At 30.3% G+C, this 17,438-nt stretch carries 16 protein-coding genes; 9 read left to right on the forward strand and 7 right to left on the reverse strand.

Annotated elements, in window-relative coordinates:
• Nucleotides 1-24: 24 nt before the first annotated feature.
• Nucleotides 25-3,210 carry a carbamoyl-phosphate synthase large subunit gene (gene carB / locus QU666_RS08300; RefSeq protein WP_036070230.1) on the reverse strand — a complete coding sequence of 1,062 codons (3,186 nt, stop codon included), beginning with the start codon at nucleotides 3,208-3,210 and terminating at the stop codon, nucleotides 25-27.
• Between the two features lie 78 nt (nucleotides 3,211-3,288).
• The gene (gene carA, locus QU666_RS08305) at nucleotides 3,289-4,386 is read right to left on the reverse strand and encodes a glutamine-hydrolyzing carbamoyl-phosphate synthase small subunit (protein WP_021768708.1); all 1,098 of its coding nucleotides are present in this window, start codon (nucleotides 4,384-4,386) and stop codon (nucleotides 3,289-3,291) included.
• A 396-nt stretch (nucleotides 4,387-4,782) separates the two neighbouring features.
• On the opposite strand from carA, the gene QU666_RS08310 reads away from it, so the two are divergent.
• From QU666_RS08310 to QU666_RS08350, 9 genes are all read left to right on the forward strand, one after another.
• The gene (locus QU666_RS08310) at nucleotides 4,783-5,055 is read left to right on the forward strand and encodes a hypothetical protein (protein WP_021768303.1); all 273 of its coding nucleotides are present in this window, start codon (nucleotides 4,783-4,785) and stop codon (nucleotides 5,053-5,055) included.
• A gap of 306 nt (nucleotides 5,056-5,361) precedes the next feature.
• The gene (locus tag QU666_RS08315; RefSeq protein ID WP_021769116.1) at nucleotides 5,362-5,877 is read left to right on the forward strand and encodes a DKNYY domain-containing protein; all 516 of its coding nucleotides are present in this window, start codon (nucleotides 5,362-5,364) and stop codon (nucleotides 5,875-5,877) included.
• 370 nt (nucleotides 5,878-6,247) lie between these two features.
• The gene (locus QU666_RS08320; RefSeq protein WP_021769117.1) at nucleotides 6,248-6,994 is read left to right on the forward strand and encodes a DUF2207 domain-containing protein; all 747 of its coding nucleotides are present in this window, start codon (nucleotides 6,248-6,250) and stop codon (nucleotides 6,992-6,994) included.
• Nucleotides 6,995-7,003: 9 nt separating this feature from the next.
• On the forward strand, nucleotides 7,004-7,363 hold the full coding sequence (locus QU666_RS08325) for a hypothetical protein (RefSeq protein WP_021769118.1): 360 nt from the start codon (nucleotides 7,004-7,006) through the stop codon (nucleotides 7,361-7,363).
• Nucleotides 7,350-7,883, forward strand: a complete 534-nt coding sequence (locus QU666_RS08330; RefSeq protein ID WP_198012123.1) for a DUF2207 domain-containing protein — start codon at nucleotides 7,350-7,352, stop codon at nucleotides 7,881-7,883. Before QU666_RS08325 ends, QU666_RS08330 begins: the two co-directional genes overlap by 14 nt.
• A 92-nt stretch (nucleotides 7,884-7,975) precedes the next feature.
• The gene (locus QU666_RS08335) at nucleotides 7,976-8,413 is read left to right on the forward strand and encodes a lysozyme inhibitor LprI family protein (RefSeq protein ID WP_021769120.1); all 438 of its coding nucleotides are present in this window, start codon (nucleotides 7,976-7,978) and stop codon (nucleotides 8,411-8,413) included.
• Between the two features lie 37 nt (nucleotides 8,414-8,450).
• On the forward strand, nucleotides 8,451-8,900 hold the full coding sequence (locus QU666_RS08340; RefSeq protein ID WP_021769121.1) for a hypothetical protein: 450 nt from the start codon (nucleotides 8,451-8,453) through the stop codon (nucleotides 8,898-8,900).
• Between the two features lie 79 nt (nucleotides 8,901-8,979).
• On the forward strand, nucleotides 8,980-9,777 hold the full coding sequence (locus QU666_RS08345; RefSeq protein WP_021769122.1) for a hypothetical protein: 798 nt from the start codon (nucleotides 8,980-8,982) through the stop codon (nucleotides 9,775-9,777).
• 30 nt (nucleotides 9,778-9,807) lie between these two features.
• On the forward strand, nucleotides 9,808-10,563 hold the full coding sequence (locus tag QU666_RS08350) for a hypothetical protein (RefSeq protein ID WP_304984799.1): 756 nt from the start codon (nucleotides 9,808-9,810) through the stop codon (nucleotides 10,561-10,563).
• 114 nt (nucleotides 10,564-10,677) lie between these two features.
• Here QU666_RS08350 and tpx read toward each other — a convergent pair whose 3' ends face one another.
• From tpx to QU666_RS08375, 5 genes are all read right to left on the reverse strand, one after another.
• Nucleotides 10,678-11,328 carry a thiol peroxidase gene (gene tpx / locus QU666_RS08355; protein WP_021769124.1) on the reverse strand — a complete coding sequence of 217 codons (651 nt, stop codon included), beginning with the start codon at nucleotides 11,326-11,328 and terminating at the stop codon, nucleotides 10,678-10,680.
• Nucleotides 11,329-11,429: 101 nt separating this feature from the next.
• Nucleotides 11,430-12,860, reverse strand: a complete 1,431-nt coding sequence (locus QU666_RS08360; protein WP_021769125.1) for a nicotinate phosphoribosyltransferase — start codon at nucleotides 12,858-12,860, stop codon at nucleotides 11,430-11,432.
• A gap of 166 nt (nucleotides 12,861-13,026) precedes the next feature.
• On the reverse strand, nucleotides 13,027-15,234 hold the full coding sequence (locus tag QU666_RS08365) for an ATP-dependent helicase (protein WP_021769126.1): 2,208 nt from the start codon (nucleotides 15,232-15,234) through the stop codon (nucleotides 13,027-13,029).
• A 123-nt stretch (nucleotides 15,235-15,357) separates the two neighbouring features.
• Entirely contained in the window at nucleotides 15,358-16,443 is a 1,086-nt protein-coding gene (locus QU666_RS08370; RefSeq protein WP_021769128.1) for a thymidine kinase, read from the reverse strand.
• Between the two features lie 112 nt (nucleotides 16,444-16,555).
• On the reverse strand, nucleotides 16,556-17,356 hold the full coding sequence (locus QU666_RS08375; RefSeq protein ID WP_036070766.1) for a hypothetical protein: 801 nt from the start codon (nucleotides 17,354-17,356) through the stop codon (nucleotides 16,556-16,558).
• Nucleotides 17,357-17,438 lie beyond the last annotated feature (82 nt).

A 17,438-nucleotide genomic window follows, 5' to 3' on the forward strand; every position in this document is an offset into this window, starting at 1 on the left:
TTATTTAATAAAATCAATAATTAATTATATCGAACTTACATTAAATGAAATAGATTCCAAAACTTTCAGTAAAGCGTCCGTTGTATCAAGTGAAGTCAGGCAGGCTATTTCCTGCTCACTTGCGGCACGTCTGATTTTAAATCCATCGTTTCTTGCAGTCTTTTTCTTACCAGCTGTATTTATTACCATATCAACAAGTCCTTTATAAATCAGCCCTAGCACATCGTGTTCATATTTCCCTTCTTCTTCAATTTTTCCAACAGTTTCAACACGAAGCCCTTTTTCTTCAAAATATCTGGCTGTACCTTTTGTAGCCATTATATGATAGCCCAAGTCAGAAAATCTCTTAGCTAGTCCATAAGCTTCCTCTTTTGCAGTTCCACTAATTGTAAACAATACGCTTCCTTGATCCTTAACTTTAATTCCAGATGAAATTAGCCCTTTGTAAAGTGATTTTTCAAGGTTTTCATCACTTCCCATAACTTCTCCTGTTGACTTCATTTCAGGCCCTAGTGTTGTATCCACATCTTTTAATTTCTGGAAACTGAACACAGGAACTTTTGTATACACATGTTTGCTTTCTTCAATTAATCCAGTTTGGTATCCTTTACTTTTCAACGTTTCTCCAAGAATTCCCTTCATAGCAAGATTTGCCATAGGAACACCTGTAATCTTGCTTAAAAACGGAACTGTCCTTGAACTTCTAGGATTTACTTCCAATACATAAACTTCTCCATCACTAATTACATACTGAATATTCAAAAGCCCTATAATGTTTAATCCCTTTGCAAGCCTTGTTGTATAGTCAATTAATGTACGTTTTTGTGAATCTATAATGCTTTGTGGAGGGTAAACCGCAATAGAATCTCCAGAATGGACTCCCGCTCTTTCGATATGCTCCATAATTCCAGGAATCACAACTGTTTCCCCATCGCAAATTGCATCCACCTCGATTTCCTTTCCAACTAAATATCTGTCAGTAAGCACAGGATGATCAGGCGACACTTTTACGGCATTTTCCATATATTGACGCAATTCCTCTTCACGATATACGATTTCCATTGCTCTTCCACCTAATACATAAGATGGACGTACTAGAACAGGGTACCCAATTTCAGCCGCATTTTTTACAGCAGTTTCCGTATCAAACGCAGTTTTTCCAAGAGGCTGAGGAATATTCAATTTATGCAGCAATGCCTCGAATTTATCACGATTTTCCGCATTATCAATTTCTTCAAGTGCTGTTCCCAATATTTTAACACCATGTCTTGCCAATTTTTCAGCCAAGTTAATTGCCGTCTGCCCACCAAACTGAACAACAACGCCTTCTGGCTGTTCAAGCTCGATTATCGCCATAACATCTTCTTCCGTAAGCGGCTCAAAATAAAGCTTATCCGAAATTGAAAAGTCCGTTGAAACAGTTTCTGGGTTGTTATTTACAATAATTGCCTCATATCCAGACTCTTTTATCGCCTTCACAGCGTGAACTGTAGCATAGTCAAATTCAACACCTTGCCCAATTCTAATAGGTCCTGAGCCAAGTACAATAATTTTTTTCTTATTTCCTACAACACTTTCATTTTCCTGCTCATAAGTCGAGTAAAAATAAGGTGTTTCTGACTTAAATTCAGCCGCACAGGTATCAACCATCTTAAACACAGGCTTAATATTGCATTTTTCACGAAGTTTGTAAACTTCATCTTCTGTCGTATTCCAACGGTGTGCAATAACTTTATCTGAAAATCCATATCTTTTGGCAAACAGCAGTGCATCTGGATTATTTACATTTGCCTTCAATTCCACTTCAATATCAATAATATTTTTCATTTTATCAAGGAAAAACATGTCAATTTTTGTCATATCATGTATTTCCTGCGGAGTAACTCCTCGTCTTAATGCTTCACCAATGAAAAACAATCTTTCATCTCCAGCTTTCTGGATTCTTCTCAAAATGTATTCCAAGCTAAATTCATCCCCATTTGGAAGCCCCAAGTGATGTACTCCGTACTCAAGTGAACGAATAGCTTTTAACAAACTTTCCTCATAAGTTCTTCCAATTGCCATTACTTCCCCTGTTGCCTTCATTTGTGTACCTAAATGCCTATCTGCCTTTTCAAACTTATCAAACGGAAATCTCGGTATTTTACTTACAACATAGTCAAGTGACGGCTCGAAGCACGCATACGAATTTTTAGTAACAGGATTTATAATTTCATCAAGTGTCAATCCAACTGCAATTTTTGCAGCGATTTTCGCAATTGGATAACCTGTCGCTTTTGAAGCGAGTGCCGATGAACGTGATACCCTCGGATTTACCTCAATAATATAATAATTGAACGAATACGGATCTAATGCCAGCTGAACGTTACACCCACCTTCTATTTTCAATGCTCTTATTATTTTCAACGAAACATCCCTTAACATGTGATATTCCCTGTCTGTCAACGTTTGCGAAGGTGCTACTACAATCGAATCTCCGGTGTGAATACCAACTGGATCAATATTTTCCATATTACATACAACAATCGCTGTATCATTACTGTCACGCATTACTTCATACTCAATTTCCTTATATCCTGAAATTGATTTTTCCAATAAACATTGTGTTACTGGCGAATATCTAAGTCCATTTGTAACAATGTCTTCCAGTTCTTCATCATTATGGCAGATTCCTCCACCAGTCCCTCCCATTGTAAAGGCAGGACGCACAATCACAGGGTATCCAATTTTTTCCACAAATCTACGTGCCTCTTCCAAATTATGAATAATATCTGACTCAGGCACAGGCTCTCCCAGTTCATTCATCAAATCTCTGAACAATTCCCTGTCTTCCGCCTGCTTAATAGAGTCAAGCTTAGTTCCTAGCAGCTCTACTCCACATTCTTCCAGTACTCCTGCTTCATGCAGTTCCACAGCCAGATTTAGCCCAACCTGTCCTCCAAGAGTAGGAAGCAAGGCATCAGGACGCTCTTTTCTTATAATTTTTGACACAAATTCAACAGTCAATGGCTCAATATATACTTTATCCGCAATTTCCTTATCTGTCATAATAGTTGCAGGATTGGAATTTACAAGGATAACCTTGTACCCTTCTTCACGCAATGATAGACACGCCTGTGTCCCCGCATAATCAAATTCAGCAGCCTGTCCAATAATAATCGGTCCAGATCCAATCACTAAAATCGTTTCTATATCTTTTCGTTTAGGCATTTCCCTACATCTCCTTGCTATTAATTTTTTTGCCAACATTTTATTTTAATATTTTATAATTTAAGTTTTATATACTTCTTATTCGACGTATTCAAAATTTCGATTCTTCTTCATATTTTCAATAAATATATCAAATAAATAATTTGGGTCATGTGGACCTGGAGAAGCCTCTGGATGATACTGTACCGAAAATACTGGATATTTTTTATGTCTTACACCTTCACAAGTCCTATCATTTACCGCGATATGTGTCAGTTCCAAGTCTGTATCCTTCAATGAGTCAATATCTACGGCATATCCATGATTTTGTGCTGTAATATCAACTTTTCCAGTCTGTAAATTTATTACTGGCTGATTTGCCCCACGATGTCCAAATAGCAATTTATATGTCTTTGCTCCACAGGCAAGTGAAATTAGCTGATGTCCCATGCAAATTCCAAAAATTGGCACTTTATCTATTAATTCCCTAATTGTAGCAATTGTTTCTGGAACATCTGTCGGATCTCCCGGCCCATTGCTTAACATTATTCCATCTGGTTTTTGTCTTAAAATTTCTTTAGAAGTTGCATTATGTGGCATTACGACAATATCACAGTCCCTTGAGTTAAGTTCCCTCATAATTCCTGATTTCATACCTAAATCAAGCAGAACAACTCTCATCCCTCTTCCAGATGAAAGAAATGCCTTTTTTGTCGATACCTGTTCGATTTGATTGGTTGGCAACGAATTGATTTTTAAATTTTCTGCAATTTCTTGCGGATCTTTGTCTGCACTAACGATAATTCCCTTAATCGTTCCATGCTCCCTTATTTTCTTTGTCAGACTACGTGTATCAATTCCAGAAATTCCTGGAATATTTAAGTCCTTCAAAACTTCATCCAATGTAAATTCATTTCTAAAATTAGAAGGTTTTCTACATATTTCACGAGTTATAATTCCCTTAATACTTGGATTAATAGTTTCATAATCATCCCTATTTATCCCATAATTTCCAATTAACGGATAAGTAAATGTAATAATCTGCCCATTATACGATGGATCTGAAATAGTTTCCTGATACCCAGTCATCGCAGTATTAAAAACAACTTCTCCAGCCATTTCCACATCTGCTCCAAATCCATACCCCTTATACACACTACCATCTTCCAAAACAAGCTGTTTATCCAATGCGTACATAAATACTACCTCCCTAAATTTTAAATGATACTATTTGTTTTAAAATTTGTTCAATTGTCATTAACGTGTCTGATTTGCGATAATAGTAAACTATTTTAATTCAAATCCTAGATATGTATTTATTAATAAAAGTCTGAATGTATTTACTAACATCTCTAATCTCATAATTATACTATATTTTCAAAGTTTTATCAATAACGGCAAATCATTATTTTTTTAATTTTTACAAAAATAATTAATTTTAATATTTAAAAGATAAAATTAAAAATTCTCATTTTTCTTTAATGTTTATATGATATGATTAACTTGAAAAGAAAGATAAGGCATAATAAAAAATTATAGTTAAAACAATAAATTGTTTACATTATAATAATTATATTTTAGGAGTGATTTATTATGAAAAAGATTTTAATTTCTATGTTTTTATTATTTAGTGCTTTAAGTTTTTCAAGATTTATCGAACAATGTGAAATTACTTCCAAAGGAACTTATAGAAATGGAGTAGGATATGTAAACTGTGTAAGTTTAGAATCTGGAAGACACTTTAATTTTACAAGAGTAAACTATAGAACTAGAAGCAATTTGGATCTAGGAGGAGTTTACAAGCTTTATTTCAATGGACAAGGATACAAAAATTTATATTTAACATCATACGAATATCTATATTAATAAAAATGAAAGTATAAAAAATTATGCTGTCGACAAATCAATACTTTAAATTTATAAAGAGCAGGTGATTAAATTACCTGCTTTTCCAAAACATATTTCTTTTCCTTAAATTTCTCGTATAAATAATATAAAAATATCATATCTTAAAAATTAAAAATTTTCAATTATTATTTTCTAAAAATTATTTTTTTAAATAAAGAAAAATCTAGACTTTTATAAAATATAAGGTATAATTTATAATAAAGATTTTGTTAAATTAAAAGTTGAAAATTTGTAGAAATAAATGAAGAAAGGAGGTAATTCAATATGAAAAAAGTGTTATTATTTGTAATTGTGATTTTATTAGTAGGAGTGCAGTTATTCGCTGATTATTCAATAAAAAATAATAAAGTTTACTTTAAAGAAAAAATAATCAAAGGAGCAGATGCTAAGACTTTTAAAGATATTAACTATGAATATTCTAAAGATAAAAACAATGTTTATTATTATGGGGAAAAGATTGACGATGCTAATCCTGAAACTTTTAAGGAAATTAATGATGCAGGTCTTTTTTACATTGACAAAAGAAATGTATTCTTTAAAGGACAGAAAATAAAAGAGGCTGATGTCAAAACTTTTAAACTGTTAAATAATGGTCCTTATTCCAAAGATAAAAATTATATTTTCTTCAAAGAAGCACTAATTGATGATGCTGATTATGAGTCTTTTGAAGCAACTGACTCCATCTGTGCCAGAGATAAAAATGGCGTTTTCTATAAAGAGGCAAGAATGGAAAAAGACGATACTTTAAATTCTTGTGTTAAATACTATCAAAACAAATAAGATTATCTGCTCAATTTCTAAATTTATTGATTTACAGTTCTATTACAAAATTTACAAACTCTCATTTTTCTTTAATATCTACATGCTAATATACAATTGAAAAAGAAAAATACAAAAAACATATTATACTTATTCACAATTACAATATTTGAAAACAAACTCAAAACTATTCACAATAACCTAATAAAATTTAAATTCTTTAAATTTGAACAATAGAATTGATTAATGTTACTTGAAATAACAAATGAAATTAAGACATATTAACATTATTTACGTTATTCTATCAGAAAAGCGGGGACTCAAAACCTGCTTTTTACTTAAAAAAGCTATTAACATTATTATTAAGAAACACAAATAAAGAGGTACTTGTATGAAAAAAATAACAAAAATTATTTTTATAATAACAATTTTAATTTTTTCTATAATTATAAATGGTTCTACTATAAAAAATTATGATGTCGTAATGAACATAAATAAAGAATCATCATTGACAATTACAGAAAAAATAGAATATGAGTTCGCTGATTTAAATCATAGGGGCATTTTTAGAGATATTCTTTTAAGAAAAAAAGATAAAGAAAACTTAAAAAAAAGCCTTATTAAAATAAATTCTGTAACAATGAATGGGCAAAAAGTAAAACATACGTATGAAGAGTTTGATGAAGGACTTCGAATAAAGATTGGTTCAAAAGATAAAAAAATAACACAGCTTAAAAATATATATGAAATAACTTATACTATGTATACTGATATTTTTAAACATGAAGATATTCAACAAATATATTTCAATATAATACCACAATTCTGGAAAGTTCCAATAGAAAAAGCTAATGTTACAATAAGATTTTCTGATGGTCAACCAATAACAAGTGAAGAAATTAAAAAATTTGAGATTTATACAGGAAAAGTAGGAATAAACGAAAGAAATTATAAAATTTTACAGGAAAATGAAAAAATAAAATTTACAAACCAAAAACCATTAGCACCTCAAGAAGGAATTACATTTCTTTTAAATTTAAAAATAGATAAAATATCTCCAAGTTTTTCGGATAAATTAAAACTATTTTTTACAACCTCAAAAAATCTAACCTTCAGTTTAATACTTTCCTTTGTATAGTTAATTCTTATGTTAATTACAAAACTCACAGTTTTAAAACAGCCTTCCAAAAAAACAATTATACCCGAATTTGAAATTCTAGATGATATGTCTGCAATGTTTGTTTCCTATTTTGGAAATCAGGATGATGAGAAAAAAATAATTAGTACAGGAATTTTTTGGCTTTTGTGCAAAGATATTAAAATACAAAATTCTCAAAAAAAACAACATTTTGAGAAAAAAGAAGAAAATTTAAAAGATAAAGAACAAGCCTTAAAAAAATTAAAGAAAAAGAAAGAAAAAATGGGAGAAAAATTTATTAGGAAAAATATTAACTATTATGAAATAGATAATGATTTTCAATATAATAAACGAAATGTATTCAGATAAAAATTTTTTAATTGCATCAGTATTTATTTTGTTATTAGTTGCCAATGCACTTTATTCACGTAATTTTCAAATATATTCTGAAGAAGGTTTACGAAAAAAAGAATATATCGAAGGTTTAAAAATGTATATAAAAACCGCTGAAGAAAATCAGATAAAAAAATTTGACAGTACTGAGGAGCTAGTAAAATATTTTAAAGGAATTTTACCCTACGCAGTAGCTTTGAATGTACAAAATGAAGCTATAAAACTGATGGAAAAGACAATCGAAATTAATTCAAGTCTAACAAGAAATGACGAAATGCTGAAAGAACTTAATAGTTTGTATACATATTCGAGAAAAGAAGAAATGAAAGTAAAAATTAGGGAATCATATTCTTCTTCGTATAAAGGTTCAAGAAGTTCAACCTCTTCTTCATTCAGTGGTTCAAGAAGTGGCTATAGCAGTGGTGGCAGCGGTTACTCCAGTGGCAGCGGCTACAGTGGCGGAGGTTCTGGCGGTGGAGGTGGTGGAGAATGGTAATTTCCCATCATTTTCTAAAAAAATAATTTAAAGTCTAATTTTAAATTTTGTAATTATAAACTTTTACTAAAACATAAAAGGAGGTAATTTAGATGAAAATTTCAAAAAATAAATTTTTAGGAATGTTAGTATTTTTATTGATTTCCAGCATTAGTATTTCAGGTCAGTATAAAGATGCATTAATAAGCCGTATGAGTAATTTCCGTAACAGTGTATTTGCAAATGTAGATGAAGGCAATGATTTTGAGCAGAAGGAAGCTTTAAGAAAAACCGAAGAAGAATGGGACAAGGAACTGAACATTGTATATCAGAAAATAATGAAAACTGTTAATCCTGTAACAAAGAACAAACTTAGGAATGTACAACGTGCATGGATTAAATATAGGGATTCTGAAATAGAAAATAGCTATTATATAAATAATCCTGATGGTGGAAGCATGGGAATTCTATTTTCACTTAATACTGCCGCAAAACTTACTGAAGAAAGAGCTGTTCAGCTGGCAGAAATGTATGATGCTTTAGACAAATAATTAAAATCACAATAACTTTAAGAAGGAGTTGAAAAGTATGTACAAGAAAAATATATCTATAAAATTTTTTATGCTTATATTATCAATATTAATGTTCATATCATGTTACGGAAAGATAAAGGTACTTACTATTTATGCAAATCCATTAACAAAAAGCTATACTTCATTAGGAAAAGGGAAATTGTTGCTAGCAAGGAGAAATGATTTTGATAGGGAAATAAAATTTGTTGCAAAAGTTGACGGAGTTACTGTAGAACATAATTATGTTGAATGGAATGATTCATATTTTTACCCTATTGGAACAGGATTTATAATTAAGCCTCAAAAAAATGTAGTTTATAGCTTTATGGGAATCGTTCCTGAAGGAATTCCAGAAGCGAGATTAATAATTAGTTATAAGGGAGAACAGAAAGTGGTAAGGATAGACTGGGAACTGCAAACAGGAGAAAATGGTGAAAATTTAGACTATTATGATGTATATTTTTAAAAGTTATTTTATAATTGATACTAAATTTTAAAATTAATTAGTTTTATTACTATAGTTTTAAAGAAAAGGGAGATAAACTATGAAAAAAAATATTTTTTCTATTCTTACTTTAGTCATTTTATTTACAATCTCTTTCATTTCCAGTGCCGCTTCCAGTGTAAAACTAATTTCAAGTGGAGATGAAAATAATGTTTTTGAAACAGAAGGTACACTTCGCTTTGAATGGACTGATGAAGATGACTGTGATGCAATTGATGGTAACTCAGTAAAACTGTTTTTTATACCGAATAATCCCGAGGATTTTGGTAGAAAAATAGTTTATGTATGGCCAAATGATTTGTCAGATGAAGGGTATGCTAAAGCTCTTGCCAGTAATCCTTCACTTGAATACAGAAATCACGAAGAAGATACATTGAAGATGGTTCAAAAAATATTTAAGAACACCAAAATAAAGAAAAATAAGGCAGGCTATAAAGAAATGACTGTGAAAATAAGACTGAAATCTCTAAAACCTAAATTAGGATGTAATGCAACCTTATTATACAGTGAGTTGGTAAATGTTAAAGAAATAAAAGCACCAAAAATAAAATTATCTGATGAAAAATTTGATGAAAAAGTATACGGAAACTTTACTGTCGAATATGCTATAAAGTCACCAGAAAAGTCTGTAAATATTATGGAAAAACCTGATGTAAATTCTAAAATTGTGAAAAAGCTTGGAAAAGATGATTCTGTTGGAGAAATACAGGATTTTGGAGAATGGGTTTTTGTATATTATCCTAATACATATCCTGATTTCACGTATGGATATGTACGTAAAAGTAAACTGAAGAAAAATATAAGACATCCTTTTGAAAATATTGATTTATTTAATTAGAATGCTATACAAATAAAGAGGTGATTTAATATGAAAAAAATATTGTTTATAATAATGCTTATAATTACATGTATTTCATTTGGAAAAAATAGTAATGGAGGTAATATTACTACGGAAGCTAAAGGAATGCTGCGTTTTGTATGGAGCAGAAATGGAAAATATAATAAAAATACTGTTCTTCCTATAACAGGAGAAGATGGAACAGGAGGTTTTGCAATATATTTGGAATTTACTCCTGAAGATAAAGAAAAATTTATGAATAATGTCCTGATTGTATGGCCTGGAAATACAGACGGAAGAATCGGTGGAAAAGAAATGTATAACAGAATACTCAATATAGGTAAGGAAATATCTCCGGATATTGAAAGCAAAATGAAAAAAAATGAATGGGGATATGTTACTCAGCCTGTAAAACTAACTTTAAAACCTGTTAAGATATATGCTGGCTGTTGTGCAGTAGATTATTTTTACGCAGAAATAGTAAAACATGAAAAAATTTCATCGACAACAGTCAAAATACCAAAAAATATGGATTTTGGAGAAAGTTTAAACAGAGTAATAGGTTCAGAAGATAATAAAGCATATACTATATATTCAAAAGAAGGTTATACTAATATAAGAAAAGGGCCTTCTAAACAATATGATATAAAAAAAATTTCAAATGATTATTATGCAGCAATAACACAGGATTTTGGAGAATGGAAATATATCATGTATTTTGAAGGAGGATCAGATAAAGTTGGATACGGTTTTGTACACAAGAGTCAACTGAAATTATCACAATAGTTTGTTAAAATAAAAATAATAGAAAAAATAATTATTATAAAAAAACTCAAACTCCTTTAATATAAACTATTAGATCAAATACTAATGGGGTTTGAGTGAACTTTAATATTATCTTTATTTCTTCAACAATTTATTTTCCAAAAATTTCAATGCCTTATCGACATCTGCCTCTTTTCCTTCCTCAGACACGTATTCAATGTATTTCACATTATTATTTTCATCCGCTATCATCAATGCTCTTGTTAAAAGCCCTTTTTCCTTTATGAAAAATCCATTTTGGATGCCAAATTGATGATATTTAAAGTCAGAAACCGCTTTTAATCCGTTAATTTCATTGGCTGTACAGAATCTTTCCTGAGCAAATGGAGTGTCAACTGTCACAGAGTAAAATTTCACGTTTGTGTGAGTTTTGGCAGCTTCATTTAACTGTTTTGTCTGCAGTGAACAAACTTTTGTATCAAGTGACGGAGCTGTATAAATTACTTTTATATTTTTATCTTCAAAAATATTTTTTTCTTCTAATTTCGTATTTACAACTAAAGGCACTTCCCTTATTTTATCTCCAACTTTTAATTCTTTTCCAACAATTGTTACAGGAACTTTTCCCATTGTGATTTTTAAATTATTATCAGCTTTCAAAGTGTCTAAATATTGTGCATATTCGGCATTTTGTCCTGCATGTCCTGTTTCATTTTGTGTTTTTGGCTTATTTCCACAGGCAGCCAGAACTACTGCAGCTACTCCTAATAATAATATTTTTTTCATTTGTTTCCTTCTTTCGTAATTTTATTTGTCGCTTCTAAAAATTTAAATTGTATAATTTTTACAGCTTTAATTTAAACTATTTTTATCTAATTTTATCATTTCTATTTTGATACTTCTCTAATTAAACTCGGATTATACAATAAACTTTCATTTTTTCTTACTTCTTCAAAAGTATATGTTTTTAAAATTTTTCCATTTTCAAAAACACATTCCATTACGGAATCTTCATGATATTGATTTTCAGGTAAATCTGAAATATTTACTGTTTCAAATTCTCCATTTTTATTTTTTATCAAGTCAAGCCGTCCTTTTTTACTGACTTTTCCTTTATCTGTAACAGGATTTTTGTAAACATCTCTAACTTCATTTCCAATTTTTATACAGCTGCATTTCATGGCAAATTTATGAGTATCCCTATTAATGCTAGATTTTTCATTTCCTTGCAAAAGTGATCCTCCACAGCCCAAAGTAACATTTTCGGCAGAATATTTGTTATCCTTTAAAGATTTATAAATATCCCAGATTGTGTCTTCATTAATTCCATCACCTTGTAAAATACGGACTTTGTTAATTACTTTATATCCTTTGGAGTTTATAGTATAGCCAAAATTCTTTTCCAGACTTTCAAGTGCAAATAGAATATTTGTAATTGCATCTCCACTATCTGGACGTATTGTAACCATTCCATCTCTTGCCAATATTTTTTCACGCAGCTCTTTTCCAATAATATTTTCTACCGCATTAAAAAAATTATAGCTGTCAAGAACGATTGAAACAATTCCTTTTGGAAATTTATCAAGCATATTTTCGTATGCTTCTTTTTCATATTTTTGAGTCCATGAAGTCATTGTGCTATGTTCAGAAGCAGGCACGCTGTAAGCGGCTATTTTTTCATCATAATATTTACGGGCAAAGACAAGTGCATTTAAGGTATCTGTTCCATAAAAATTTGTAAGATGAGCCATTCCACCAATTCCGGCACTTTCCTCGCTGGAAACACCACGATAACCAAAATCATGCAATTTAAACTTCAATTCTGACTCCACATTATCACTTGTTTCCTCTAAAAAATATTTTATAATCTGTTTTGCCTTGTATGAAAATGTTGCAACTGTAATCGGATACCATACTTTTAACAGCAATGTTTCCACCCAGCCCACAATCCAAGGCACATTTTTGTCAGTTGATTCAACTGTAACCAGCACATTATGATTTTTTACAACACTGCCTTCTGGAACGGTTCTAATTCTAAGTGGCAATTTCCCGTCCAGTTTTTCTACAATATACCTCCATCCCTCTTCAAAAAATGGTAATCCATGCAATTCACAAATTTCCTTAGCTTCATCTATCATTTCATTTGTAATTTTTTTTGTTAAATATTCCATCAAGTAATATTGCAGTCCAAAAAATTTTACATATCCGTATAAGCCACCACGGCTTTCGATATAATCGTGCATATACGTCATATTTTCTGGATATTGAAATGGATGAGTAATTTTATAAGAATCTGTTGATAATATTAAATTTTTCATTTTTATTTTGTATGATAATTGCAGTTACGTAAAAATCATACTCTCCTTCCCTACACTTTTTTTATTTGTATATTCAATTATAACTCTTTTTCCTTTGAAAATATACAAAAAATACAGTAAAACCTCTTTGAATTAAACAAAAGATTTTTACTGTAATAAGATTTTTTTATTTTTCCAAAATTTTATCTGCAAGCACCAACGCTATTTTCTTTTCTCCAACCATAAATTCCACAATCATGCTTTTTGTATCCACTTTTTTTATTTTTCCACGTCCAAATTTTTTGTGATTAACCACATCCCCAACTTTATATTTAGAATTTACATTTGAAGTTGTTTGAGAACCTGATTTTTTACCAAATGTTCCCAATTTATCCTTAGAAAATGGATTAAAATTTTCTATTTTCGGTGTAAAACTTCTTGGAGCTGAAGATTGTCCTTTTAGGCTTCCGTATTTTCCGCCCACATACTCTAGATTATCTTGCTTCATTTCGTAGATAAATCTTGATGGACGACGTAAATTGTCGTCTTTTCCCCAAATTTTTCTTGATGAAGAATAAGAAATAAACAGTTCCTTTTTAGCACGGGTTATCGCAACATAGCAAAGTCTACGTTCTTCTTCCAGCTCTTCTTCAGGAGCGTCAAAAGAAATTGATGGGAACAGCCCGTCTTCCATTCCCGCAAGAAAGACATAATCAAATTCTAGTCCTTTCGAGCTGTGAATTGTCATAAGTTTTACATAATTTTCATCATCTTCCATTTCGTCAGTTGCTGAACTTAACGAAATCATATCAAGATATTCATTCAAGGACATGCTTGGATTTTGCTTTTCAATTTCAGTAATACTGTTTAACAATTCCTCAATATTTCTAACCCTGTCTTCCTTGTTGTCTTCAATTGAGTCAATATAACGTGTTCTTATAAGAATTTCATCAAATATTTCCTTAATTGACATTTCTTCAAGGCTTGAGTAAATGCCTTGCATTAAATTGTAAAATTCCTTTAATGCCAGTTTTGTAGCTGCTCTTACTGGAATTTCATCAATGTAGTGAAGCGCTTCAAGCATCGAAATATTTTTTTCATTTGCAACTTCCTGTATTTTTTCCAGAGTCTTTTCCCCCACCGAACGTTTGGGAACATTAATTATACGATAAAAATTATGATTATCATTTTTATTATTTAAAAGACTCAAATATGCTAAAATATCCTTTATTTCCTTACGTTGAAAGAACTGCATTCCGCCATAAATTTTATATGGAATATTTGCAGACAGCAGTTTTTCCTCCAGAACTCTTGACTGTGCATTTGTCCTGTACAGAATCGTCATATCCTTGTAATCGGCACCGTCTCTTTTCTTTTTCTTCATCTCTGTCACAATAAAATCTGCTTCATCATAAACAGTCATTGCATTATAAATTTTGATTTTTTCTCCATCTGAGCCATCTGTCCAAAGTGTTTTCCCTTTTGAACTTTTATTATTTTTAATAAGCTCATTGGCTGTATCCAGTATTTTCTTTGTAGAACGATAATTTCTTTCCAGTTTTACTGTAAAAGCTTCCTTGTAATCTCTCTCAAAATTCAGAATGTTATTAATATTTGCCCCACGAAATGCATAAATACTTTGATCCTCATCTCCTACGACACAAATATTCCGATATTTTGCTGCAATCAGATTAATCATTTCATACTGAATATCGTTGGTATCCTGATACTCATCCACCACAATATACTGATACCTTTCCTGTATTCTTTCCAGCACAAAAGCATCATCCAGCAATTTTCTCGCATTCAAAAGTAAATCTGAAAAATCCATCGCATTATTTGCCTTCAAAACTTCATCATACTTTTGATAAATCTCACCAAAAAGCCTGTTCGCAGGAATTCTCATATCAATTTCACGTTCAAGCTCCTTAATTCCTATCCCCTGTTCCTTCAATTTACTAATTCTATTTGCAAGTTTTCCCGGCTGAACACCATCATTATCCTTAATTCCCATATCCTTTTTTATCTTTGTAATAATCGATTTCTGATCGTCCACATCATAAATATTAAAATTTCGCCCATATCCAATTCTTTCAGAATAAGTTTTAAGCAATCTTACTGAAAACGAGTGAAATGTAGAAACTACAAGATTATTCGCCTCATGTCCAATAAGTGCCGTAGCCCTTTCCTTCATCTCTCTTGCCGCCTTATTCGTAAAAGTAAGTGCCAGAATATTAAGCGGCGAAATCCCTATCTCTTTTACCATGTGTGCAATTCTATAAGTAACTGTACGTGTTTTACCGCTTCCCGCTCCAGCCAGTATCAATACAGGCCCTTCTATTTTTTCTGCAGCTTTTCTCTGCTCTTCATTTAATTCATCTAAAATACTGCTCATATTTCTCCTTTTTTCTCATTATTTTTATATCTAATTTTTTATATTGTTTTTCATTTTGTATAATATCTATTTTTTTGTATAAACAACTCAGAATATTCATTATTAAATAAGTTAATTTAAATCTTACAACTCTCTATATTTAACTTCCGTTATTTTCGATATTTTCTCAATAACACCATTTTCTTCCTTTTCTTCCCCAGCGTGACTACTCCCATTCTTATAGACAATTTCCTTTAAGTTCAAGTCTGATTTTTTTAGTAAATCCACTGTTAATAAAATCTGGTTAAGTACACCTTTTTTATTTTTTGAAACAATGATAACTTCTGAATTTTTTCTAAATTCACACATAAAGTCGAGAATACTGTAACTTCCTTCCAATTTTAATAAAAGCCCTCCAGTAATTCTGACAAAGATATAGTCGTTTTCAGTTAATGCCGAATTTATTTTTTCACGCAAATTTATTAAATCACTTTTTTCATTTTCCTCCATTTGCCCTTTTATAACTATTGTTGTTACTTTTTTATTTTCAAATAGCTGCTCTTCATACATTTTTTCAACAAATTTCTTGCCAACATTAATTTCAGTTCCAACTATAAAATATATTTTCCCTTTTTTATCAGTTCTATGCCTTACAATGTGATGCCTTCGGCATCTTGCCTCATAATTTTCATTTGCACCAACCATAACTAGTGGATCGTCATAATAAGCAGGCTCTCCATTTATAAGACGTTGACTCGCATAAGCAGGCTTTCCGCAAACCATGCAAATTGCGTGAAGCTTATCCACCTGATCAGCAATACTCATAAGTTCTGGCACCGGATCGTAAGGCTCCGCCCTAAAGCTCATATCAAGCCCTGCGACAATCACTCTTTTTCCATATTCCACATATTTTTTGCAAAACTCAACAACTTTTTCCCCAAAAAACTGAACTTCATCAATACCAATTACTTCAGCATCAACATTTTTTTCCATAATTTTTTCCATTTGAGAAACATCACTCACGGGATAAGCTCTAAAACTGTCATTCCCATGCGAAAATACCCCTTCTTCTCCATATCTATTATCAATTGAATGCTTAAATGCCACAATTTTCTGCTTTGCATACTCTGCACGCCTAAGCCTTCTTATAAGTTCCTCACTTTTTCCTGAAAACATGCTTCCAGTAACAACTTCTAATTTACCTATGTTATTATTTAAATGAAATCCCATTTTTACTCCTATAATTTTCAATTATATTATAATATTTTTGCTTCAATACATAATTATTATTTTGTTTATTAATTGCGTTCTTTGAAATTGAAAAAAGTTTATTATATTTATATTATTTTAACTCTATTAATTTATCATCTGATAATTTTTTTAAATATAAATCTTTTCCATTTTCAGATACATATTTATAATATTCAACTGCTTTTTCAATATTATTATTTTTTTCATTATACTCTGCTAACCAAAATTTACAATGCATTTCGAGTCTTTTACTAATTTTTTGTGATAATAAGGTTTGAACACATTTAAAAATTTGATCATCTTTTTCATATAAATTAGCCTCTAATAATTCTAACATTTCTTTTGATACATTTTTTAATTTCAAATTATTTTTATTCAATTTTTGATTATACATTTCTTTCGCTTCTTCTTTTTTATTTGACTTAAGTAAAACGTTAATATAATTGTAATAATATAAAACTGGATCTTTTCTATAATATCCCTTTTTACTTTTTGTATTTATTAGATTTAAGTAAAAAATAGCTTTTTCAAATTCATTTATCTCAAAATAAGCTACTGATAAATTATTAGCATAAAAATCCTTATACAAAGCCTTTTTAGATACTGTATATTCCTGACTTACTTTATCAATATATGTATAAACTTCTAATTTTTCATCTAACAAACACAAAAGATTTTTGTAAATTTTTCTACGTAAATTAACATCTATTACATAACCTATTAAAACAATTACCATTATCACTATAATTCTATGTAAAAAAGATTCATAAAGCCAGAAACAATACATTAGGTTAATTTTAGGTAATAAAATGTAAAATATAACTGTCAAAAATATAAATAATAAAAGCATCCCTATTTCCAACTTCATATTTAGTGATATTTTTTTACTCACTATTTCTCCTTTCACTACTTTTACTCAAAAAAACTTGGGGAACAAAGTCCCCATATCTCATTTATTAGAAGTTACTGAAAGT

This window comes from Leptotrichia sp. HMT-225 (assembly GCF_030644325.1).
In the GTDB taxonomy this organism is placed as follows: Bacteria; Fusobacteriota; Fusobacteriia; order Fusobacteriales; family Leptotrichiaceae; genus Leptotrichia; species Leptotrichia massiliensis.